Here is a 20,444-nt window from a genome sequence, read left to right on the forward strand (position 1 = left end):
CTATGCCTCTTACTTTTGTGGTTGATCCCCCGGTGACGCGCGAGCTGCGGGACGGGCTGCTCGAGCTGTGGGTCGATGTCACCAACGCGGGTGGGGCGGTGGGGTTCCTGCCGCCGGTGGACCGGGAGCAGGTCCGGCCCGCACTGGTGCGGCAGTTCGCCGCCATGGCGGAGGAGCGGTCGCGGCTGCTCGTCGGGTACGACGAGGAGGGGCGCGTGGCGGCCACGGCGTTCCTCACGCGGAACACGCACCGGCTGATGACGCACTGGATCTGGCTCTACACGGTGATGGTCCACCCCGGACATCAGGGCAAGGGGTACGGGCGGGAGCTGATGGCGGCGGCGGAGCGGGCCGCGCGGGACATGGAGGGCATCGAGGCGATCCGGCTGACCTGCCGCGGCGGGCTGGGGCTGGAGCGGTTCTATGCGGGGTGCGGGTACAAGGAGGTCGGGCGGGTTCCGGGGGCGATCCGGGTGGCGCCGGGGGACGACCGGGACGACGTGATCATGGTGCTGCAGCTGGGGTGAGGCCGGTTCCGGTGGCTGAAATGGGCTGAGCGGGGCCCGCTTCGTACCCCGGTGAAAGATCGGCGTTCCGGCATGCTTCACTGGACGGTGCCTCTTTGTGCCAGAAACGGAAGAGTGGATTGAGATGCTCCGCTACACGCTGATGCGCCTCGGGATCTTCGTGGGCTGCCTCGTGGTCGTCTGGGGTCTCGTCTACTCCGGCATCGCACCGCGTGGCCTGGGCCGGTCCAACGGCCTGTGGATCGTGCTGCTCGCGCTGGTGATCTCCGCGCCGATCAGCTTTGTCGCGCTGCGCAAGGAGCGGGACCGTGCCTCGGAGCAGATCGTGCGGCGGGTGGACCGGGTGAAGGCGAACCTGGAGGCCAGCCGCAAGGCGGAGGACGGTGCGGACGAGGCGGCGCGGGCGCGGGGTGCGCAGCAGGAGGCGGAGCCCGGTGAGGGCTCGGCTCAGCAGCCGGCGCAGGGGCAGGTGCAGGGGCAGGCTTCGTAAGGTCTGTCACACCAGACAGGGCGTGATCGGCGCCCCGGTTTCCGAAAACCCCGGAAACCGGGGCGCTTTGTGATGTGTGGGTGCTTTTCGTCTCTGGCCTGTCAAAGCAAGGCTTGGAGGAAGTCAAAGCTTGAGTGTTAGGGTCGTGGGGTGAAGTCAGCAGCCGTGTTCTCCACGCCCCGGAGTGTTCCGCTCGTGGCGCGCCTGCACGTGGATCTCTGCCGGGTCGCCTCCGCGAGCTGTCGTCCCTGAACCGCCGGGCGACGATCTCGCCGCTCCACGCATCGCAAGAGCACCGCAAGACCACCACGTCACTGTCCTTACGCGTCCCCTCAACGGAGCTGGTCCGTGTCCACGAACACGAAATCCTTCTCGCTGCCCTTCAGGGCGCCCTTCTGGGCCCAGATACTCGCCGGTCTCGTCCTGGGCGTGCTGCTCGGCTGGCTCGCCCGCAGCCAGGACGTCTCCTGGCTGGTCACCACACTGGACAAGATCGGCAGCACGTTCGTCGGTCTGCTGAAGCTGGCCGTCGCGCCGCTCGTCTTCTTCGCGATCCTGGTGTCGATCACCAATCTGCGGAAGGTCAACAACGCGGCGCGGCTGGCGTCGCAGACGCTGATCTGGTTCATGATCACGTCGCTGATCGCGGTGGCGATCGGCCTGGTCATCGGCCTGGTGACCAACCCCGGCTCGGGTACGGGGCTCACCCCGCAGGACGGGGCGAAGCCCGACAGCACCGGGTCCTGGCTCGACTTCCTGACCGGGATCATCCCGACGGACGTCATCACGCCGTTCACCGAACTCAACGTGCTGCAGATCGTCTTCATGGCGGCGGTCGCCGGTATCGCGGCGCTGAAGCTGGGGGAGAAGGCGCAGCCGATCCTCGCGCTGAGCGAGTCCGTGCTGGAGCTGCTGCAGAAGGCGCTGTGGTGGGTCATCCGGCTGGCGCCGCTGGGCACCATGGGTCTGATCGGCAACGCGATCGCCACGTACGGCTGGGATCTGATCGGCAAGTACGCGACGTTCACGGCCGACATCTACGTGGGCTGCCTGATCGTTCTGTTCGGCGTGTACCCGGCGCTGCTGGCCGGTGTGGCCAAGGCGAACCCGCTGCAGTTCTTCAGGGGCGCCTGGCCGGCGATCCAGCTGGCGTTCGTGTCGCGGTCGTCGGTGGGCACGATGCCGGTGACGCAGAAGGTGACCGAGCGGCTGGGTGTGCCGCGGGAGTACGCGTCGTTCGCGGTGCCGTTCGGGGCGACGACGAAGATGGACGGCTGCGCCGCTGTCTATCCGGCCATTGCTGCGATCTTCGTCGCGCAGATCTTCGACGTTCCGCTGGGCGTGACGGACTACCTGCTGATCGCGTTCGTGTCGGTGGTCGGCTCGGCGGCGACGGCGGGGCTGACCGGGGCGACGGTGATGCTCACGCTGACGCTGTCCACGCTGGGTCTGCCGATGGAGGGCGTGGGTCTTCTCCTCGCCATCGACCCCATCCTCGACATGATCCGCACCGCGACGAACGTCGCCGGCCAGGCGCTGGTGCCGGTCCTCGTCTCGGCCCGCGAGAAGCTCCTCGACCGCGACGCCTACAACTCCGTCCACGGCTCCCTGGTCGACGAGCCCGAGCCGGCTTCCGCGGAAACCCGCGAACCGGCTGCCGCGACCGCCTGACCCCCGCCCCGCTGCCCCGCCCGCACACCCGCCGGGCGGGGCAGCGGCATGTCCGCTACGGCTCCGAGCTGCCGTTCGGTTTGTCACCCCGCCCCGTACTCTGAAAGGTATGCCTGCCGTCAAGACCAAGCGGATGCCGCGCGCGGTGCGGGAACAGCAGATGCTGGACGCCGCCGTGCAGACCTTCGGCCAGCGTGGCTACATGGCCGCGTCCATGGACGAGATCGCCGAACTGGCCGGTGTCTCCAAGCCGTTGGTCTACCTCTACCTGAACAGCAAGGAAGACCTGTTCAGCGCCTGCATCCGCCGTGAGGCGAAGGCTCTCGTCGAGGCGGTCAGGGCGGGCGCCCGCCCCGGCCTCCCCGCCGACCGCCAGCTCTGGTCCGGCCTGACCGCCTTCTTCGAGCACACCGCCCGCAACCCCGACGGCTGGTCCGTCCTGCACCTCCAGGCCCGCACCCACGGCGCGGGCTTCGCCGACGAGGTCGCCGCCATGCGCGCCGAGATCGTCGCGTTCGTGACGCAGCTGATCCTCGCCGCCGCCCGTGACGCGCACCGCGACCCCGACCTGCCGGCCGCCGAGGTCGCCGGCCTCGCCGAGGCGCTCGTCGGCGCCGCCGAGTCGCTGGCCGACTGGGCCAACGCCACTCCCGGCGTCACCGCCCGCCAGGCCGCGGCCACCCTGATGAACTTCGCCTGGGCAGGGCTCGGTGATCTGATGCACGGGCGCCGGTGGGTGCCCCCGGCCGACGACGAGGGTGATCAGCAGGGGAGCACTTCACCGGTGAGGTGAAGGCGGCGTCCGTCCTCGCCGCTCCGGAGTTCGAAGCGTCCGTCCCGCGTGCCGTAGCTGACCGTGCCGGGGAGCAGGACGGGGGCGCGGAAGTCCGCCCGTACGGACGCCGCGGGAGGCACGCCGTGGGCGGCCAGGCAGCGGGCCACCGTCCACATGCCGTGGGCGATGGCACGGGGGAAGCCGAAGAGGCGCGCGGTGAGCGGGTGCAGGTGGATGGGGTTGCGGTCGCCGGATGCGGCACCGTAGCGGCGGCCGAGGTCGGCGGGCAGGTGCCATTCCGACACCGCGGGCAGGGGGTCCGGAGTCTCGCGGACCCTGGGGCCGGCGTTCGGGGCGGGGTGCTCGTCCGGGGATGTGCGGTGGCGGGCCAGGTAGGTGCTGCGGGATTCCCAGGCGAGGGAGCCGTGGGTGTGCAGTTCCGTGACGACGGTGGCTTCGGTGCCGCGCCGATGGGGGGTCAGGCCGGCGATGTGGACGTGGAGTTCGTAGGTGCCGGTGGCGGGGGTGGGGCGGTGTCGGGTGATGGCGATGGAGGTGTGGACCAGGCCCAGGAGCGGGAGCGGGAAGGCCCGGTCGCTCATCAGGCGCATGGCGAGGGGGAAGCCCAGCACGTGCGGATAGGTGACCGGCAGGTCGTCCTCGCCGGTGGGGAAGCCGCACACCCGCTCGTAGGCGGCGAGGCGGGACAGGTCGGCGCGCAGGCCGGGGAGGACCAGCCGGGTGCGCGGGCAGGGCGCGTCGGGGCGGGGGCGCTTGAGGGGGGAGAGCAGGGCGCCCCGGGCGAGGAGGGGGGTCAGGGACGGGGGTGCGGTGAGGACGTGGCGGGGCTGCACGGGGTCACGCTCCCAGCAGGCTCTGGCCGCAGACCCGTACGACCTGGCCGTTGACCGCGCCGGAGGCGGGGTGGGCGAGCCAGGCGGTGGTCTCGGCGACGTCGACGGGCCGGCCGCCCTGGGCCAGCGAGTTCATGCGGCGGCCGGCCTCGCGGATGAGGAGGGGGATCGCGGCGGTCATCTTGGTCTCGATGAAGCCGGGGGCGACCGCGTTCACGGTGACCTCGTGGTCGGCGAGGGCGCGGGGGGCGAGGGAGCGGACCAGGCCGATGATCCCCGCCTTGCTGGCCCCGTAGTTGGTCTGGCCCGCGTTTCCTGCGATGCCCGCGATGGAGGCGGTGGCGACGATGCGGCCGCCCGGCTCGAGGGTGCCGGAGGTGAGGAGGAAGTCGGTGGTGCGCAGCACGCTCGCCAGGTTGACCTCCATGACCTGGGCCCAGCGTTCGGCGGGCATGTTGACCAGGCGGCGGTCGCGGGTGATGCCGGCGTTGTGGACCAGGATGTCGAGGCCGTCGGGGACGGCCTCGGCGATCCGGGCGCCGGCGTCGGCGGCGGTGATGTCGAGGAGAAGGGCGGTGCCGCCGAGGCGGTCGGCGACGCGGCGGGCGTCCGCCTCGGCCTGGGGGACGTCGAGGACGACGACCTTGGCGCCGTCGCGGGCCAGCGTCTCGGCGACCGCCTCGCCGATGCCGCGTGCGGCGCCGGTGATCAGGGCGGTGCGGCCCGCCAGGGGGCGGTTCCAGTCGGCGGGGGCGGTGACCGGTGCGGTGCCGACCTCGACGACCTGGCCGCTGACGTAGGCGGACTTGGGGGAGAGGAGGAAGCGGAGGGTGGACTCGGCGGCTCCGGCGTCGGTGAGGCGGACCAGGTTGACGGTCCTGCCGCGGCCGATCTCCTTGCCGAGGGAGCGGGTGAAGCCCTCCAGGGCCTGCTGGGCGGCGGCCTGGTGGTGGTCGGCCGGGTCGAGCGGGGCGCCGAGGACGACGACCCTGCCGCTGGGGGTGACGGAGCGGAGCACGGGGTGCAGGGCCGAGTGGACGTCCGAGAGGTCCTCGACGGTGCGGACGCCGGTGGCGTCGAGGACGACGGCCGCGGGGTCGGTGCGGGTGGTGGCAAGACCTGTGCGGGCGAGGACGGGGGCGAGGTCGAGGTCGGACTTGCCCGCGGTGAGGTGCAGCAGGCCGCCCGCGAGGTCCGGCTGCTCGGGCGAGTGGCGCCTCAGCTCCGCGGGCTGGGGGAGGCCCAGGCGGCGGGTGAGGAAGCGGCCGGGCGCGGTGCCGGTGAAGCTCAGGTAGCGGTCGGCCATGTGCGACTCCCAGCGGGGTGTGAAGAGCGGATGTGAAGGGCTCACGTCGATGCTTACTCTGGAGTAAGGTTACCGGAGGTAAGCCCACCGTGAGGAGCAGGTCGAGATGAGTCCCCTTCAACCGGCGGCCGTGCGCCGCGTGGCGGTCGTCGGCGGCAGCCGCATCCCGTTCGCCCGCTCCGACGGCCCGTACGCCACCGCCTCCAATCAGGAGATGCTCACGGCGGCCCTGGACGGTCTCGTCGAGCGGTACGGGCTGCAGGGGCGGGGCGCCGTGGGGGAGTTCGTCGCGGGGGCCGTGCTCAAGCACAGCCGGGACTTCAACCTCGCCCGGGAGACCGTGCTCGGCTCGGCGCTGGATCCCCGCACCCCCGCCTACGACATCCAGCAGGCCTGCGGCACCGGGCTGCAGGCCGTGATCGCCGCCGCGAACAAGATCGCCCTCGGGCAGACCGAGTCCGCGATCGCGGGCGGCGCGGACACCGCCAGCGACGCACCCCTCGGCGTCAACGACACCCTGCGCAAAGTGCTGCTGGAGGCGCGGCGCGCCAAGACGCTGGGGGCGCGGCTGAAGGCGCTGGCCAAGGTGCGGCCGGGGCACCTGGTGCCGGACATCCCGCGCAACGCCGAGCCGCGCACCGGCCTCTCCATGGGCGAGCATGCCGCCGTCACCGCGCGTGCGTGGGGGATCAGCCGGCAGGCGCAGGACGAATTGGCGGCGACGAGCCACCAGCGGCTTGCCGCGGCGTACGAGCGCGGGTTCTTCCAGGACCTGGTGGTGCCGTTCCGGGGACTGGCCCGTGACCAGAATCTGCGGCCCGGGTCGACCGTGGAGAAGCTGGCGCGGCTGAAGCCGGTGTTCGGACTCGACGGGCCCGAACCGACGATGACGGCGGGCAATTCGACGCCGCTGACGGACGGGGCCGCGGTGGTGCTGCTGGCCAGCGAGGAGTGGGCCGAGGAGCGGGGGCTCGAGCCGCTGGCCTACCTCAGCGCGTACGAGACGGCCGCGGTGGACTTCGTGGCGGGCGACATCGCGGGCGGCGAGGACGGGCTGCTGATGGCGCCGGCCTACGCGGTGCCGCGGATGCTGGAGCGGGCCGGTCTCGGCATCGAGGACTTCGATCTCGTGGAGGTGCACGAAGCCTTCGCCTCCCAGGTGCTCGCCACCCTGGCCGCCTGGGAGAAGCAGGGGCTGGCGCCGGTGGACCGGGCGCGGCTGAACGTGGCCGGGTCCTCGCTGGCGACCGGACACCCCTTCGCCGCGACCGGCGCCCGGATCGTCGCCACCCTGGCGAAGCTGCTCGCCGAACGGGACGCCCCGGCACGCGGGCTGATCTCGGTGTGCGCGGCGGGCGGCCAGGGAGTGACGGCCATCCTGGAACGCGCCTGACCTGCGGAGCCGGGGTGTCCGAGGCGGTTCACGTACAGAAGATGAATGTCCCTCACATAGCCGTCGAGATTGCACACGCCCGGCTCCGGATCATCCCCGGACCCGCACAAACTCCTCATGGCCGAGCCGTACGATCCCCAGACTGACCGGCGGTAACCCTCTCACCCCCCGGGGTGCCGCCGTGAGTGCCGCCAGCTGCGCGACCCGTACCTGACTGAGAGCCGGCACACCGCTGCATGTCCGAGGAGCCGCCCGTGTCCACTGCGTATACCTCCGCCACCGGCGACGACTACGGCGCCCCCGCGCTGGTCGAGCCAGAGCTCCGGAGGCTGGACGGCGTCGTGCGGGAAGCCGCCGTCCCGCCGCTCGCCCGGCCGGTACGGCACGGCTCGCTCGCCGACCTGCCCTTCGACAACGCCCACGCCGTCCCGCAGTCCGTGGTGCTCAGCCGCAAGCGGGGGGACGGCCGCTGGACCGATGTGACGGCCGCGGAGTTCGCCGAGCAGGTGCAGGCGGTCGCCAAGGGGCTCATCGCCGAGGGGCTGATGCCGGGCGACCGGATCGCCGTGATGGCCCGCACCATCTACGAGTGGACCCTGATCGACTTCGCCGCCTGGGCGGCGGGCCTCGTCACCGTCCCCATCTACCCGACCTCCTCCGTCTACCAGGCCTGCTGGATCCTGCACGACTCCGGCGCGGTCGCCCTCATCACCGAGACCGCCCAGCAGGCCGCCGCCCTCGGCCCCGAACTGGGGCGGCTGCCCGACCTCCGGCATGTGTGGGTGGTGGAGAAGGACCACGTCGAGCGGCTGGCCGAGTCGGGGGCGCAGCTGCCCGACTCGGAGGTGGAGGTCCGCCGGGGCATGCTCGTGCCGGACACCATCGCCACCCTCATCTACACCTCCGGCACCACCGGACGCCCCAAGGGCTGCGCCCTCACCCACGGCAACTTCTTCGCCGAGATCGACAACGCCATCGAGCTGCTCTACCCGGTCTTCAAGGCGAAGACGAGCGAAGAGGCCTCCGTGCTGCTCTTCCTGCCGATGTCGCACGTCTTCGGGCGGATGGTCGCCGTCGCCTGCATACGCGCCCGGGTACGGCTCGGGCACGCACCCAGCCTCAGGCCCGAGGACCTGCTGCCCGACCTGGCGAGCTTCCGGCCCACCTGCCTGCTGACCATCCCCTACATGCTGGAGAAGGTCTACAACAGCGCCCGCGCCAAGGCGGAGTCGGGCGGACGGGCCTCCACCTTCGACCGTGCCGCCGCGGTCGCCATCCGCTACGGCGAGGCGCTCGAGGCGAGACAGACCGGCACCGGGCCCGGACCCGGCCGCTCCCTGAAGGCCGCCCGGGCGATGTACGACCCGCTCGTCTACCGCCGCATCCGCAACGCCATGGGCGGCAGGGTCCGTTACGCCATCTGCGGCGGCTCCCCGCTGGGCCGCCGGCTCGCCGCGTTCTTCGCCGGCGCCGGCATCGAGATCTTCGAGGGCTACGGCCTGACCGAGACCACCGGCGCGACCACCGTCACGCCCCCGCTCAAACCCCGGCTCGGCACCGTCGGCTGGCCGATGCCCGGCACCCGGGTCCGCATCGCCGCCGACGGGGAGATCCTGCTCTCCGGCGACCATGTGCTGCGCGGCTACTGGGACCCCCAGGCCGGCGGAGTCGTCCCGGCCGTCCGGGACGGCTGGTTCGCCACCGGCGACATCGGCGAGCTGGACGACGAGGGGTATCTGACCATCACCGGCCGCAAGAAGGAGATCCTGATCACGGCCGGCGGCAAGAGCGTGGCGCCGGCCCCGCTGGAGAACTGGCTGTGCTCCCACCCCCTGATCTCGCAGTGCATGCTCGTCGGTGACGGCCGCCCCTATGTGGCGGCGCTGATCACCCTCGATCCCGACGGCATCACCCACTGGCGCCGGATGAACGGCAAGCACCCCGTGCCGCCGGAACTCCTCGTCGACGACGAGGAGTTGCAGCGCGTGATCCAGCGCGCCCTGGACGAGGCGAACAGGACGCTCTCCCGCCCGGAGTCGATCCGGCGCTTCATGATCCTGCCGGTGGACTTCACGGAGGAGGCCGGGCATCTGACCCCGTCGATGAAGCTGCGCAGGGACGTGATCCTGAAGGATTTCGCGGCGGAGGTGGAGGCGCTGTACGAGGGGAGGGCGAAGGCCTGAACGGGCGGCTCCGTCCGGCGGCGCCCGAGGGGGCGGCGAGCCGGCGACGGACGGCGCCCGGGGCCGGTCAGGCGGCGGGCGCCGGGGCGTTGCGGCGGCAGCTGTCGACCACCGCGTCGGCGAAGGCGCGGGCCGGCGGACTCAGCGCGTCCCACTGACGGACCGCCCAGCCCACCGACAACGGGCGCAGGGCGCGGATCGGGACGAGGCGCAGCGGGCCCTCGTCGCCCGGTATGGAATGTCCCGGCAGGGCCGGCACCACGGCACGGCCCAGGCCCAGTTCGGCCAGCAGCAGCGCGGTGTCCCAGTCGGCGACGCTGGTGTCGAAGGAGAACCGCACACCCACCTCGGCACAGGCGGCGTCCAGGCGGGCCGCCGAGGTGGAGTTGGGCGGCAGCCGGATCAGGCGCAGCCCCCGCAGCTCCTCCGGTTCCACATACGGGCGCAAGGCCAGCGGGTCGTCCGCCCGAAGCGCCAGGACCCACGGCAGATCCATCACCGGCCGCTGCTCGATGCCGCGCACCGGACCACCCAGGGTGATCCAGGCCAGGTCGAGACCGCTGTCGGCCAGCGCGTCGAAGCAGCCCCGGCTGGAGCTCTCCGTGCGGAACTCCAGGCTGACGTCCGGGTGCCGCTGCCGGAAGGCGACCACCGCCTCCGACATGAAGTGCCGTACGGTCGTGGCGCCCGTGGCGACCCGCACCGAGCCGGTCTCCCCGTCGGCCATCTGCCGCAGGCGCCGCAGCGCCAGGTCGAGTCCGGTGATGCCCTCCGAGGCGGCGGCCTCGAGCAGCCGGCCCGCCGGGGTCGGCACCACCCCGCGCGGCTGCCGCTCCAGCAGGCTGACGCCGGTCTCCCGCTCCAGCCGCTTCACATGCTGGCTCACCGCCGACTGTGTGCACGACAGATCACGGGCCACCGCGCTGAGGCTCCCGGCCCGGCACACGGCCACGAACACCCGCAGGTCGTCCAAGGTCATAACGCCAAGCTACAGCTTGGGTGTTGAGCAGGAAACCCAAGGATTGACTGTCCCTCGCGGCTCCGGGACGATCCTGCACAGGGCCCAGGGCGGCAACCCGCTCCCCGCCCCGCCGAGGTCCGGACCGGGCGCGGGACGGTGGGCGGGTGCCGACCCATCCGCTGCCCCCACGCCCCGTCCGCCGGCGCCTACCGCGGCTTACGGGCGATCAGATACGCCTGGGGGGTGGGCTCTTCGAGCTGCTCGTCCGGTGCGTGCACCGAGCGCAGGACGATGCCGAAGCCGGCCGCTTCCAGCAGCCCGGCCATCCGGTCCGGGCGGCGACGGCGGAAGTCGAGGGAGACCGGACGCCCGAAGGGGCGGTCGTGCCGCCGGGGCTCGTCGCCGACCTGGAAGGCGACCAGCACATGCCCGCCGGGTGCGAGGACACGGAAGAACTCGGCGAAGGCGGCGGGCAGTTCCTCGTCGGGCAGGTGGATCGTGGAGTACAGGGACACCACACCGGCCAGGGTCCCGTCCGCGACGTCCATGCGCAGCAGGTCGCCGTGCACGAACCGCAGACGGGGGTGCTCGCGCCGGGCGACCGTGAGCATCGCCTCCGACAGGTCGAGTCCGAAGACGTTCAGTCCGAGCGAGGCGAGATACGCGGTGCCCCGGCCCGGCCCGCAGCCGGCATCGGCCACCTCTCCGTCCGCCCCGGCCAGTTCGGCGTATCCGGCCAGCAGGGCCCGGTCCAGGGGCTTGGCGTCGAGCCAGTTCCGGAAGAGTTCCGTGTACTCCTCGGCGATGGCGTCGTAGAAGGCGCGGGTGGTGTGCAGGTGATCGGGGTGAGGGGTGCCGGGGTGGTCGGCGCGGGGGCGCTTGGTGCCGGAGGCGCCGGCGTCGGAGTGGTCTGCGTCGGTGCGGTCTGCGTCGGTGCGGGCGTCCGTCATGTGGGGGGACGCTACCGGGGGGCGACAGCGGGCCCGGCGCTCAGGGCACCCCGGCCGCCCGCAGGAGCGCCGCGGCACCGGCCGCTGCCAGGACGACCACCGCGAAGGGGGCGCGGCGCCAGGCCAGGACCCCGCCCACCAGGACGCCGGCCGGGCGCGCCCATCCCGCGAAGCCCCCCGACTCGGTGAGGGCGCCGGTCGCCAGCAGTGCCGCCAGCAGGACCATCGCCCCGGCGGTGAGCAGCTCCTGCACCCGGGCCGGCAGCTCCACCCGGCCCTGCAGGAGCGGTCCGGCGAGGCGGAAGGCGTACGTCCCGGCGGCCAGCGCCAGGATCAGCGCGAGCTCGCCGCTCATGCCGGCCGCCTCCCGCCTGCGTGCAGCACCAGCCCGGCCAGGGCCAGCAGGACCGGCACCCCGGCCGGGACGACCGGGGTCGCCGCGAGCGCCAGCGCCGCTCCCGGCAGGGCGGCACGGCGCAGCCGGGCGTCCTCGCGCAGCGCGGGCAGCACCAGGGCGGCGAGCACGGCCGGGAACGCGGCGTCCAGCCCGAAGCGGGCCGTGTCGCCGAGCGCGCCGCCGGCCAGCGCGCCCGCCGCCACGCCCGCGTTCCACACGGCGAACAGGCCGAGCCCGGAGATCCAGAACGCGGCGCGCCGCCGGGCCGGATCGGGCTGGGCCAGGGTGAAGGCGGCCGTCTCGTCGGTCACCAGATGGGCGCCGGCCAGCCGGGCGAGCCACCCGGAGCCCAGGTGACCGGCGACGGCGAGGCTGAAGGCCGCCGTGCGGGTGTTGAGCAGCAGCCCGGTCGCCGCGGCGGCCACCGGACCGCCCCCGGCGAGCAGGATGCCGACCGCGCTGAACTGGGCCGATCCCGCGAACACCAGCAGCGACATGGCGACCGGCACCCACGCGGGAAGTCCGCCGGCCACGGCGATCGCCCCGAACGACACGCCCACGACGCCGCCCGCCAGGCAGACCAGGGACACATCGCGGACCAGGTCGGCCTCTATCCTTGTTCGCTGTACCGAACGCATGTTTTCCACGATGAACAAGGCGTAGGCTGTTCGTCAAGGCGAACATCCGGACCGCTGGAGCGAACGACATGACCGAAGGCACGCCGGGCGTCCCGCCCCGGCTCCCCCTGGACTGGATCGCCGCCGCCCTGCGCCGCGAGCGCACCCGCGCCGGGCTCTCCCTCTCCGAGCTGGCCAAACGCGCGGGCATCGCCAAGTCCACGCTCTCCCAGCTGGAGGCGGCGAGCGGCAATCCGAGCATGGAGACGATCTGGGCGCTGGCGGTGGCCCTCGGTGTACCGTTCGCCGCGCTGGTGGAACCGCCGGTGTCCGCCGTGCAGGTCATCCGGGCCGGTGAGGGGCCGGCCGTCCACTCCGAGCAGTCGAGCTATCTGGCCACCCTGCTGTCGGCGAGCCCGCCGGGGGCCCGCCGCGACATCTACGCGGTCACCCTGGAGCCGGGCACGGTCCGCGACTCCGCACCGCACCTTCCGGGGACGGTGGAGCACCTGGTGGTGGGTGCCGGGAGGGTGAAGGCGGGGCCGGTAGGGGAGAGCGCCGAACTCGGGCCGGGGGACTACATGGCGTACCGCGGAGACCTGCCGCACACGTACGAGGCGCTGGAAACCGGCACCAGATTCGTCCTGATCATGCAGCACGTATGAGGCCGGCCGAGTGCTGCGTCCAGGAGCCGGGCACGGAGGAATTCACCCGGAATTCACGCGGGAAACGGCCGGTCGGGTGAGGGCCGGTCCGTCCCCCGGGGCGGGCCGGCACAAGGGGCGGAGCCTGCCGCCGGCGAAAAGGCAGGAGCCCCGTCGCCTGACGGCGCGGGGCTCCTTGGGTACTGCTAGTCGTTCCCGATCAGAGGAATCCGAAGATCAGACCGGCGTGACGTTCTCCGCCTGCGGGCCCTTCGGGCCCTGCGTGACGTCGAACGACACCTGCTGGTTCTCCTCGAGGGACCGGAAGCCGGTCGCGTTGATCGCGGAGTAGTGGACGAAGACGTCGGGGCCGCCGCCCTCCTGGGCGATGAATCCGAAGCCCTTTTCGGCGTTGAACCACTTCACGGTTCCGGTAGCCATAAGCCCTCCTTGGGCCCAAAGGGTTGCCCTGCTCCAGAACCAGCAAGTGTGAAGACGCGAATTCCGCACAACTGCATCTGTCTGAGAACGACGAGAGCCCGCGGTCACATGCTCCGCAGGCTCTGTACTGCAAGGGAAACCAAACTGCAACTTGCCGATGAGCCTAGCACGCGGGGGGCCGAAAGCAAGAGAGGGCAAGATCACGTCACCCGAATGTTTGAACGTTTCCCTGAGTGAGGTATCGGGCCACCCGTGTCACAGCCCCTCCACAACGGACGGGGCCGGGGGCGGCGCCGTGCGGGCCGAGGGCTAGCCTCACGATGTGGACAATCCTCGCACCCGGCCGCGCGTCGGCCACATCCAGTTCCTGAACTGCCTGCCCCTGTACTGGGGGCTTGCGAGAACGGGCACGCTCCTCGACTTCGAGCTGACGAAGGACACCCCGGAGAAGCTCAGCGAGCAGCTGGTGCAGGGCGACCTCGACATCGGGCCGATCACCCTGGTCGAGTTCCTCAAGCACGCGGACGACCTGGTCGCCTTCCCCGACATCGCTGTCGGCTGCGACGGGCCGGTGATGAGCTGTGTGATCGTCTCGCAGGTCCCGCTGGAACGGCTGGACGGAGCCCGGGTCGCCCTCGGGTCTACCTCGCGCACCTCCGTACGGCTCGCCCAGCTGCTGCTCGCCGAGCGGTACGGCGTACAGCCCGACTACTACACCTGCCCGCCCGACCTGAGCCTGATGATGCGGGAGGCCGAGGCGGCCGTGCTCATCGGCGACGCGGCGCTGCGCGCCAACATGCTCGACGGGCCCCGCTACGGGCTCGACGTGCACGACCTGGGCGCGCTGTGGAAGGAGTGGACGGGCCTGCCGTTCGTCTTCGCGGTGTGGGCGGCGCGCCGGGAGTACCTGGAGCGCGAACCGGTCATCACCCGCAAGGTGCACGAGGCCTTCCTCGCCTCCCGCAACCTCTCCCTGGAGGAGGTGGACAAGGTCGCCGAGCAGGCGGCCCGCTGGGAGGCCTTCGACGAGCGGACCCTGGCCCAGTACTTCACCACGCTCGACTTCAGCTTCGGCCCGGCGCAGCTGGAGGCGGTCGCGGAGTTCGCCCGCCGCGTCGGCCCCACCACGGGCTTCGCGCCGGACGTGACGGTGGATCTGCTGCAGACATGAGAAGGCCGCCGGCGGCGGGCAGGGACGGGTGAGGCCCCGAAGGCGGCCCACTACCCTGCTGGAAGCTTCCGGCACGACGGGGGAGGGGTGGAACGCGCATGCGGCCGCTCGAAGTGGACGAACCCACGGTCGTGGGGCCCTACCGGCTGCTCGGCCGGCTCGGGTCGGGCGGCATGGGCCGGGTCTACCTGGGGCGCAGCGCGGGCGGCCGCACGGTGGCCGTGAAGGTGGTGCACCCGCACTTCGCGCTGGACGACGAGTTCCGGGCCCGCTTCCGCCGCGAGGTCGAGGCCGCCCGCCGGGTCGGCGGCGCCTGGACCGCCCCCGTCCTGGACGCCGACCCCGAGGCCCGGATCCCCTGGGTGGCCACCGCCTACGCGGCCGGCCCGTCCCTCGCCGCGGCGGTCCAGGAGCACGGCCGGCTGCCCGTGGCGACGGTACGGGCGATGGGCGCGGGCCTGGCCGAGGCGCTCACGGCGGTGCACGGGCTGGGCCTGGTGCACCGGGACGTGAAGCCGTCCAACGTCCTGCTCACCCTCGACGGCCCCCTGCTGATCGACTTCGGCATCGCCCGCGCCCTGGACGCCTCGGCCTCCCTGACCTCGTCCGGGGTCTCCATCGGGTCGCCCGGCTACATGTCCCCCGAGCAGATCCTCGGCAAGGGCGTCACCGGCGCGGCCGACGTCTTCTCCCTGGGCGCGGTGCTGACGTACGCGGCGACGGGCGCCTCGCCCTTCCCCGGCGACTCCTCGGCGGCGCTGCTCTACAAGGTGGTCCACGAGCCCCCGGAGCTGGGCGGTCTGGACGGCGAGCTGCGGGAACTGGCCGAGGCCTGCCTCGACAAGGACCCCGCCGCCCGTCCGGCCCCGGCCGAGGTGGCCCGCCGCCTCGCACCCGAGGGCGCGGCCCGCCTGGTCAGCGGCGGCTGGCTGCCGGGCCCGCTGGTGGAGGAGGTGAGCCGCGCGGCGGTGCGGCTGCTGAACCTGGAGGCGGGCGAGCCCGCGGCCGGCCCCGCGTCGGGGCCGGTGGCCTTCACCAGCCCGGCGGTCCCGGGGGACGCGGCGGCCGGGCAGGGCGGTCCCGACGTTCCGGCCGCTCCGTCAGCAGCCTCCGAGGGCGCCGCGGTCGCGCCGGGCGGCCCGGAGGCGGCAGGAGGGACGGGCGCTGCTGCGGCCGGAGCCGGATCCGCACCCGGATCCGGGGTCACTTCCGCTCCCGCGGGCTTCGGTCCCGCACCGGGGACGCCGGCCGGCGGGCCGCGACCGCCCGCGCAGCCGCGGGAGCCGCACCCGCCCACCCAGCCGGCCGCCTCGGGCAGGCCCCCGGCACCGGGCACGCCGCCCGGCACCTCCGCCGGGACCGGCGGGAGCTCTCCCGGCGGGCTCTCCCTCTCCGTGACGGCAACCTCCGTCCGGGAGCCAGGCGTTCAGGGCGGGCGTGGCCGGCGGGTGAGCTGCACGGTGGCCCTCGCGGTGGCGGGCGCACTGGCCGCGGTGACCGTCGGCTCCGTCTTCGTGTTCGATCTGCTGCCGGGCAAGTCCGCGGACGGTGGCGCCAGTTCCGGGGAAACGGCGTCCTCCGAGCCGCCCGCCCCCACGGTTCCCGCGGCCTACCTCGGCATCTGGGAGGGCCAGGGCACCGCCCGCGACACCATCTCCATCCCGCTGGGCACCTTCCGGGTGACCGTCGGGAAGGCGGCGGTGGGCGAGAAACTGGGCACCGTCCGGCACACCGACCTCTTCGGCGGCACCTGCGTCGACATCCTCACCCTGAAAAAGATCACCAAGAAGCAGATCGTCGCCGACGCCGCCGGCGCGAGGAACAACCGCAACGTCTGCGAACAGGCCCGGCACACGGTCACCCTCACCCCCACCGGCGACGACCTGGTCTACGAGTCCGACAGCGCGGGCTCGGGCCGCCCCGAGGCCCGGCTCTCGAGGATCAAGTAGGGCCCGTGTCGCGCGATGTCACCCGTGGGGTGCAGGTCGTCGCCATCGCGTGCCTGGTGCTGGCGGTGATCGCCGGGACGGCTCTCCTGGCGGACCGCCTCCGGTTCGTGGTGCTGCTGCCGTTGTGGACCGTGCACGGGGTGGTGCTGGTTCTGCTCCTCCGGCGGCTGGGGGCCAGGGAGTCCAGCACGTATGCCGCGTTGTGGATCCTGGGTGCGTCGGTGATGTCCGTGCATGTCGTCGGCGTGGCCCGCGAGGGGCTCGAACTGCAGCGGCGCGGCGAGGAGACCGTGGCCACGGTGGTGCGGGAGTCGCGGGAGCCGGCGGAGGGGCGCAAGGGCCGTGGTCACCTCTACGAGCTGGAGCGGAAGGACGGCACCCGGGTTCCGGGGCCCGCGCTGCTGGCGACGACCGACCGCTTCGACGCCGGCGAGACCGTGACGGTGATCGCCGACCCCCGAGGCGTTCTGCGCCCGCAGACGCCGGGCGACGCGGACGTGACGGGGGAAGTGCTCAGCGCGGCGGGGCTTGCCGCCGCCGCGGTCGGGTGCGTGGGCTGGATGGGATGGCGGGGGAGGGTCGCCGAGCGGCAGCGTGCCGTGACCGAGGAGCGCACCCGGCGGACGGAGGAGCAGGAGCAGCGGCTGCGCCGCGTTCTGCGGGCGCCGCCCGCCGGCCGCCGGGCGTACATCGAGGTGGATCCCGGGGACTACCCCGATGTGACGCACCGCAGGGCCGCGCGGATCGCCTGGGAGGCGGGGCTGAAGGCGGAAGCGGCCGGGGAGGAGCGGGGCGTGTGGCGCTTCGCGGAGTCGGTGGCCGAGGAGGTGTGCCTCAGCTGCCCCGGCTGTCGTCCCGCGAGCTGTGAAGGCGGCGGAGGAAGCACCAGACGAGGACGGCGAGAGTGACGAGGCCGGCGAGGAGGCCGACGGCCCAGAGCCAGGGGTAGTGGGAGAAGACCCAGCTCGGCGGAGTCGGTTCGCCCTTGCCCCACGTGCCGGAGTCCTGGGCGTTGAAGACCAGGATCACGTAGGGGAAGAGGGCGGCCGCCGAGAGGGTGCCGAGGGCGGTGTGGCCGAGGGTGCGGGCCGGGTGCTGCTTCCAGGTCTTCCACCGCATGCGGCTCAGCGAGCGGACCGCGAGGACGGCCAGGCAGGGGCCGAGGATTCCGACGAGCACCGCGAAGCCGTAGGCGCCGCCCGGCCAGCTCCCGGCCGCCCACTGCCAGACGCCGTCGCCGTACAGCATGTCGAGGGTGGCCAGCAGGACGATGAGGCCCGCCAGGAGCAGGAAGACGAGGCAGCCGAAGACGCTCTCGCTCTTCCTCCTTCTCTCTTCGGCCGGTCGGGGCCCGCCGCGGTGGCGGTCGTACTGCAGTGCCGGTGCCGCCGCTCTGCGGCGCCGGGGTCTGGCGGAGCTTCCCATGGTGATGTTCCAGGTCCTGACGTCTTCTCGGTGGTCGTTGGTCAGCCGGTGGCGGCGGCCCGGCCGGTGCGGGCGGCTGCCGCTCCGCGGACCTTCCTCGCCAGGGAGTCGTAGTCCTTGGCGAGGGGGGCCAGCAGGGCGTTGGAGGCCTCCTCGTAGCGGATGCGGCGGCGCCGCTGCTCGCCGGGCAGGGTGAGGAACCGCTTGTGCAGGCCGCCCGGGTCGAGGTACGCGGCCTCGCTGCACGGTTCGCAGAGCGGGAGCACGCGTTTGCCGTGGCCCCCGCGATGCGGCTGGACCCGGTGGCGGCCGGCGGCCGGTCCGTGCAGCGGGTTGACGGCACAGCAGTACGTGCCGGAGTCGCCCCGGAGGGCGGCGCGGGCCGCTCGGGCCAGGACCGTGACGGCCAGCAGGCGGGCGGGGGTCAGGGCCGGGGCGTTCAGGCGGGCGGGGTCGCCCCCGTCCGTCAGGGACATCGCCGCCTCGACGTAGGTACGCGCCTTGCGGCACTGCGGCTCCGGGTCCGCCGGGTCCCGGCCCGTTGCGGGCAGCGTGCGCAAGGCCGCCTGTGCGGCCCGCAGTTCGGTCCGGGCCGTGCGGCGCAGCCAGGAGAGGGAGGGGGCCCTGGGCGCGGCGCGGGGTGATCCGGGGCCGGGCCGCCGGCCGAGCCGCGGGCCGGTGCGGGCGGCGAGGGCCCACAGCGCACAGATCACGAGGACCAGCACCACCGCGGCCACCGCCCCCATGATCAGGCCGGGCCAGAAGTCGGTCGCGAAGAGGGGCGGGAGGAGGTGCTCCTGGGCGGGGCCGGGGGCGGGCGGGGGCGTGACGCCGTCGGTGGGTTCGTCGGTGCGGGGCGCCTTGTCGAGGTGGGTCATCAGCGCGTCGAGGCGTTCGCCGAGGAGGTGGTCCCCGGCCTCGCGCGCCGCGTCGGACCCGTACTCGACCGGCTCGGGGAGCTTGAGGAGCAGGTCGTAGCTGTTCAGGCGCAGGCCGTGGTTGAAGGCGTTGAGGTAGCCGCTCGCCGGGTCGGCGGTGATGTAGACCCCGTCCTCGCCCAGCCTGGCGTGGACGGCCGCGGCGAACCGCTCCTCGTCACCGGCGGTCTCGTCCTCGGGCATGTGCGGCACCAGCGTGACGAAGACCGGGCCGCCGCCCTGGGACCGGGCGAAGCGGTCGATGCGGTCGTGCAGGCGGGCGAGTCGCGGGGCGTCGAGCAGCCGCGGACTCTCCGGGTCCTGGTAGACCGGGTCCTCGGCCAGGCCCGCGACGACGCGTTCGACGCGGGCGGACATGTCGCGCGGGGTGGGCGTGGGGGCGGCGCTGCTGCGCGTCTCGTCGAAGACCAGGGCCGCGGCGCCGGCGATCGCCGCGCCGGTGAGCAGGGCGACGGCGGGCAGCAGCAGGCGGCGCCACCACGGCACGCCGGGGGTGAACCACAGCACCGGCTTGGCGCCCGCAGGCGGCGGCCCCCGCCGCCTGCGGCGTATGTACGGGACCAGCGTCAGGATGACGACCGGCACTCCGGCGACCGCGATGCCGGTGAGGAAGGACTGGTCGCGGCGGTCCGTGGGGCCGATGTACAGCCCCTCGGGGCCGTCCTCGCCGTACGCCTCGGCCGCCGCGTCGGCCAGCCGCCCGGCCTCGGCGGGCTCCATGGCCGCCACCTCGACGAAGCGCTCGAAGCCGCGCAACGGACCCGCGTCGAAGGGGAGTTCGTTGCGGACCACCCGCAGGGCGGCCTCGGCGGGGGCGCGCACCCCGTACGCCCGGGCGCCGGTGACCTCGTACTCGTCGATCAGCACGTACAGCCCGTCGCGGCCGAGCCGCCGGTGCACCTGGTCCAGCAGGTCCTGCCCGCGGGTGATCTCGCCGGGGAGGACGAGGACGTAGGTGGGGACGCCGGTGCGGCCGGCGAGGCGGGCGAAGTCGTCGGCGAGGGAGCGGGGGACCCGGCGGGGGAGCTGATCGGTGACGTGGACGGGGCTGGTGCGGAGGTACTCGGCCAGGCGGGCGGCCTGGGCGCCGACGGCGGCCTGCGGCGTCTCGTTCCCGGGGCGCGGCTCGTCCGCGGCCGATGACGGTGCGGTGGCGGCCAGGATCAGCAGGGGTACGGCGGTGACGAGGAAGCACAGCACGAGGAGCGGGCGGAGGGAGAGCCGGCCGTCCGTGCTGCCGGTGCCGGCCGGTGGTGCGGTGGCGGCCGGTGCGGTGCACGTCACGGTGGTGCACTTCATAAGGGAGGGCTCCTCGGGGCTCGCGGCCGGACCTGCCGTGGTGCCCGGGCACGGTCCGAGCGGAGATCATGGCATGCGGTGCCCGGACCGTCCGACGGGGAGTACCGGCAGCCGGCCGGGACGGGGCGGACCTGGCCGGTTTGCGCCGATCCTCGTGGAACATTCCGCGGATCTGCACAGTGTTCACGCGGGGCGGTCTCCGGTTCGGGCGACAGCGGCCCCGGCTTCGGCCCGGGGCGTGGCGGAGAGGCCCGGGAGCCGCCGCCCGGGGACCGGCAACCCGCTCAGGCGGGGCATCGCGTGAAGATGTGGGGCCGATCGGTGACCGCGGTCCCACAGCCGTGAACGGCGCGGGTGCCCGTCGTGCCCGCGGATTCCCGGGCGGCTGGCCGCACCCTGAGCGGCGTGTTTACATCGGGGCTCCGAATCCCGCTCTCGCCCAGTGCACGCACG

Annotated in this window: 20 protein-coding genes; 11 read left to right on the forward strand and 9 right to left on the reverse strand. The window is 73.3% G+C overall.

Annotated features, from left to right (window positions below; all coding sequences use genetic code 11):
* Window positions 1-2: 2 nt before the first annotated feature.
* The 5 genes from HCJ93_RS03365 to HCJ93_RS03380 all read left to right on the forward strand — a co-directional run bounded on the left by HCJ93_RS03365 (window position 3) and on the right by HCJ93_RS03380 (window position 3,481).
* The gene (locus HCJ93_RS03365; protein ID WP_167990920.1) at window positions 3-527 is read left to right on the forward strand and encodes a GNAT family N-acetyltransferase; all 525 of its coding nucleotides are present in this window, start codon (window positions 3-5) and stop codon (window positions 525-527) included.
* Between the two features lie 124 nt (window positions 528-651).
* Window positions 652-1,017, forward strand: coding sequence for a DUF4229 domain-containing protein (locus HCJ93_RS03370; RefSeq protein WP_167990922.1), 366 nt, complete (start codon window positions 652-654; stop codon window positions 1,015-1,017).
* Between the two features lie 165 nt (window positions 1,018-1,182).
* Window positions 1,183-1,269 carry a putative leader peptide gene (locus tag HCJ93_RS30085; RefSeq protein WP_344016058.1) on the forward strand — a complete coding sequence of 29 codons (87 nt, stop codon included), beginning with the start codon at window positions 1,183-1,185 and terminating at the stop codon, window positions 1,267-1,269.
* Window positions 1,270-1,365: 96 nt separating this feature from the next.
* On the forward strand, window positions 1,366-2,688 hold the full coding sequence (locus tag HCJ93_RS03375) for a dicarboxylate/amino acid:cation symporter (protein WP_167990924.1): 1,323 nt from the start codon (window positions 1,366-1,368) through the stop codon (window positions 2,686-2,688).
* A gap of 109 nt (window positions 2,689-2,797) precedes the next feature.
* On the forward strand, window positions 2,798-3,481 hold the full coding sequence (locus tag HCJ93_RS03380) for a TetR/AcrR family transcriptional regulator (protein ID WP_167990925.1): 684 nt from the start codon (window positions 2,798-2,800) through the stop codon (window positions 3,479-3,481).
* Here the strand turns inward: HCJ93_RS03380 and HCJ93_RS03385 are convergent.
* Together HCJ93_RS03385 and HCJ93_RS03390 are read right to left on the reverse strand one after the other, a co-directional pair.
* Window positions 3,451-4,317: a MaoC family dehydratase gene (locus HCJ93_RS03385; RefSeq protein WP_167990927.1), complete on the reverse strand. Its 867-nt coding sequence runs from the start codon at window positions 4,315-4,317 to the stop codon at window positions 3,451-3,453. The two genes, HCJ93_RS03380 and HCJ93_RS03385, sit on opposite strands and share 31 nt — an antisense overlap.
* 4 nt (window positions 4,318-4,321) lie before the next feature.
* Entirely contained in the window at window positions 4,322-5,623 is a 1,302-nt protein-coding gene (locus HCJ93_RS03390) for a 3-oxoacyl-ACP reductase (RefSeq protein WP_167990929.1), read from the reverse strand.
* A 106-nt stretch (window positions 5,624-5,729) separates the two neighbouring features.
* On the opposite strand from HCJ93_RS03390, the gene HCJ93_RS03395 reads away from it, so the two are divergent.
* Together HCJ93_RS03395 and HCJ93_RS03400 are read left to right on the forward strand one after the other, a co-directional pair.
* Complete coding sequence (locus HCJ93_RS03395; protein ID WP_167990931.1) at window positions 5,730-7,016, forward strand: acetyl-CoA C-acetyltransferase; 1,287 nt, start codon at window positions 5,730-5,732, stop codon at window positions 7,014-7,016.
* A gap of 254 nt (window positions 7,017-7,270) precedes the next feature.
* Window positions 7,271-9,199 carry an AMP-dependent synthetase/ligase gene (locus HCJ93_RS03400; protein WP_373563545.1) on the forward strand — a complete coding sequence of 643 codons (1,929 nt, stop codon included), beginning with the start codon at window positions 7,271-7,273 and terminating at the stop codon, window positions 9,197-9,199.
* A gap of 67 nt (window positions 9,200-9,266) precedes the next feature.
* Here the strand turns inward: HCJ93_RS03400 and HCJ93_RS03405 are convergent, their stop codons facing one another.
* From HCJ93_RS03405 to HCJ93_RS03420, 4 genes are all read right to left on the reverse strand, one after another.
* Window positions 9,267-10,178, reverse strand: a complete 912-nt coding sequence (locus HCJ93_RS03405; RefSeq protein WP_167990934.1) for a LysR family transcriptional regulator — start codon at window positions 10,176-10,178, stop codon at window positions 9,267-9,269.
* A gap of 188 nt (window positions 10,179-10,366) precedes the next feature.
* Entirely contained in the window at window positions 10,367-11,110 is a 744-nt protein-coding gene (locus tag HCJ93_RS03410) for a class I SAM-dependent methyltransferase (protein WP_167990936.1), read from the reverse strand.
* 40 nt (window positions 11,111-11,150) lie between these two features.
* Window positions 11,151-11,465 (reverse strand): AzlD domain-containing protein, encoded by a 315-nt coding sequence (locus HCJ93_RS03415; RefSeq protein ID WP_167990937.1) that lies wholly within the window; start codon window positions 11,463-11,465, stop codon window positions 11,151-11,153.
* Window positions 11,462-12,145 carry an AzlC family ABC transporter permease gene (locus HCJ93_RS03420; protein ID WP_167990939.1) on the reverse strand — a complete coding sequence of 228 codons (684 nt, stop codon included), beginning with the start codon at window positions 12,143-12,145 and terminating at the stop codon, window positions 11,462-11,464. Before HCJ93_RS03420 ends, HCJ93_RS03415 begins: the two co-directional genes overlap by 4 nt.
* Window positions 12,146-12,213: 68 nt before the next feature.
* Here HCJ93_RS03420 and HCJ93_RS03425 point away from each other — a divergent pair, with 68 nt between their 5' ends.
* The gene (locus HCJ93_RS03425; RefSeq protein WP_167990941.1) at window positions 12,214-12,789 is read left to right on the forward strand and encodes a helix-turn-helix domain-containing protein; all 576 of its coding nucleotides are present in this window, start codon (window positions 12,214-12,216) and stop codon (window positions 12,787-12,789) included.
* Window positions 12,790-13,005: 216 nt separating this feature from the next.
* Here HCJ93_RS03425 and HCJ93_RS03430 read toward each other — a convergent pair whose 3' ends face one another.
* Window positions 13,006-13,209, reverse strand: a complete 204-nt coding sequence (locus HCJ93_RS03430; protein WP_004984723.1) for a cold-shock protein — start codon at window positions 13,207-13,209, stop codon at window positions 13,006-13,008.
* Window positions 13,210-13,531: 322 nt separating this feature from the next.
* Between HCJ93_RS03430 and HCJ93_RS03435 the strand changes: the two genes are divergently transcribed.
* From HCJ93_RS03435 to HCJ93_RS29115, 3 genes are all read left to right on the forward strand, one after another.
* Entirely contained in the window at window positions 13,532-14,380 is an 849-nt protein-coding gene (locus tag HCJ93_RS03435) for a menaquinone biosynthetic enzyme MqnA/MqnD family protein (protein WP_167990943.1), read from the forward strand.
* A gap of 98 nt (window positions 14,381-14,478) precedes the next feature.
* Window positions 14,479-16,329 carry a serine/threonine-protein kinase gene (locus tag HCJ93_RS03440; protein ID WP_167990945.1) on the forward strand — a complete coding sequence of 617 codons (1,851 nt, stop codon included), beginning with the start codon at window positions 14,479-14,481 and terminating at the stop codon, window positions 16,327-16,329.
* Window positions 16,330-16,334: 5 nt separating this feature from the next.
* On the forward strand, window positions 16,335-17,237 hold the full coding sequence (locus tag HCJ93_RS29115; protein WP_206316771.1) for a hypothetical protein: 903 nt from the start codon (window positions 16,335-16,337) through the stop codon (window positions 17,235-17,237).
* On the opposite strand, the gene HCJ93_RS03450 is transcribed toward HCJ93_RS29115, so the two are convergent.
* The gene (locus HCJ93_RS03450) at window positions 17,164-17,754 is read right to left on the reverse strand and encodes a hypothetical protein (RefSeq protein WP_167990947.1); all 591 of its coding nucleotides are present in this window, start codon (window positions 17,752-17,754) and stop codon (window positions 17,164-17,166) included. The two genes, HCJ93_RS29115 and HCJ93_RS03450, sit on opposite strands and share 74 nt — an antisense overlap.
* A 41-nt stretch (window positions 17,755-17,795) precedes the next feature.
* Window positions 17,796-19,991, reverse strand: a complete 2,196-nt coding sequence (locus tag HCJ93_RS03455) for a hypothetical protein (RefSeq protein ID WP_167990949.1) — start codon at window positions 19,989-19,991, stop codon at window positions 17,796-17,798.
* Window positions 19,992-20,444 lie beyond the last annotated feature (453 nt).

Source organism: Streptomyces composti (genome assembly GCF_012034205.1).
GTDB classification, from domain to species: Bacteria; Actinomycetota; Actinomycetes; order Streptomycetales; family Streptomycetaceae; genus Streptomyces; species Streptomyces composti.

Coding starts and splice junctions, on each gene's coding strand:
- HCJ93_RS03370 (WP_167990922.1), top strand. CDS start 652: ATGCTCCGCTACACGCTGATGCGCCTCGGGATCTTCGTGGGCTGCCTC.
- HCJ93_RS03430 (WP_004984723.1), bottom strand. CDS start 13,209: ATGGCTACCGGAACCGTGAAGTGGTTCAACGCCGAAAAGGGCTTCGGA.
- HCJ93_RS03390 (WP_167990929.1), bottom strand. CDS start 5,623: ATGGCCGACCGCTACCTGAGCTTCACCGGCACCGCGCCCGGCCGCTTC.
- HCJ93_RS03455 (WP_167990949.1), bottom strand. CDS start 19,991: ATGAAGTGCACCACCGTGACGTGCACCGCACCGGCCGCCACCGCACCA.
- HCJ93_RS03440 (WP_167990945.1), top strand. CDS start 14,479: ATGCGGCCGCTCGAAGTGGACGAACCCACGGTCGTGGGGCCCTACCGG.
- HCJ93_RS03405 (WP_167990934.1), bottom strand. CDS start 10,178: ATGACCTTGGACGACCTGCGGGTGTTCGTGGCCGTGTGCCGGGCCGGG.
- HCJ93_RS03425 (WP_167990941.1), top strand. CDS start 12,214: ATGACCGAAGGCACGCCGGGCGTCCCGCCCCGGCTCCCCCTGGACTGG.
- HCJ93_RS03365 (WP_167990920.1), top strand. CDS start 3: ATGCCTCTTACTTTTGTGGTTGATCCCCCGGTGACGCGCGAGCTGCGG.
- HCJ93_RS03410 (WP_167990936.1), bottom strand. CDS start 11,110: ATGACGGACGCCCGCACCGACGCAGACCGCACCGACGCAGACCACTCC.
- HCJ93_RS03450 (WP_167990947.1), bottom strand. CDS start 17,754: ATGGGAAGCTCCGCCAGACCCCGGCGCCGCAGAGCGGCGGCACCGGCA.
- HCJ93_RS03420 (WP_167990939.1), bottom strand. CDS start 12,145: ATGCGTTCGGTACAGCGAACAAGGATAGAGGCCGACCTGGTCCGCGAT.
- HCJ93_RS03380 (WP_167990925.1), top strand. CDS start 2,798: ATGCCTGCCGTCAAGACCAAGCGGATGCCGCGCGCGGTGCGGGAACAG.
- HCJ93_RS03395 (WP_167990931.1), top strand. CDS start 5,730: ATGAGTCCCCTTCAACCGGCGGCCGTGCGCCGCGTGGCGGTCGTCGGC.
- HCJ93_RS03415 (WP_167990937.1), bottom strand. CDS start 11,465: ATGAGCGGCGAGCTCGCGCTGATCCTGGCGCTGGCCGCCGGGACGTAC.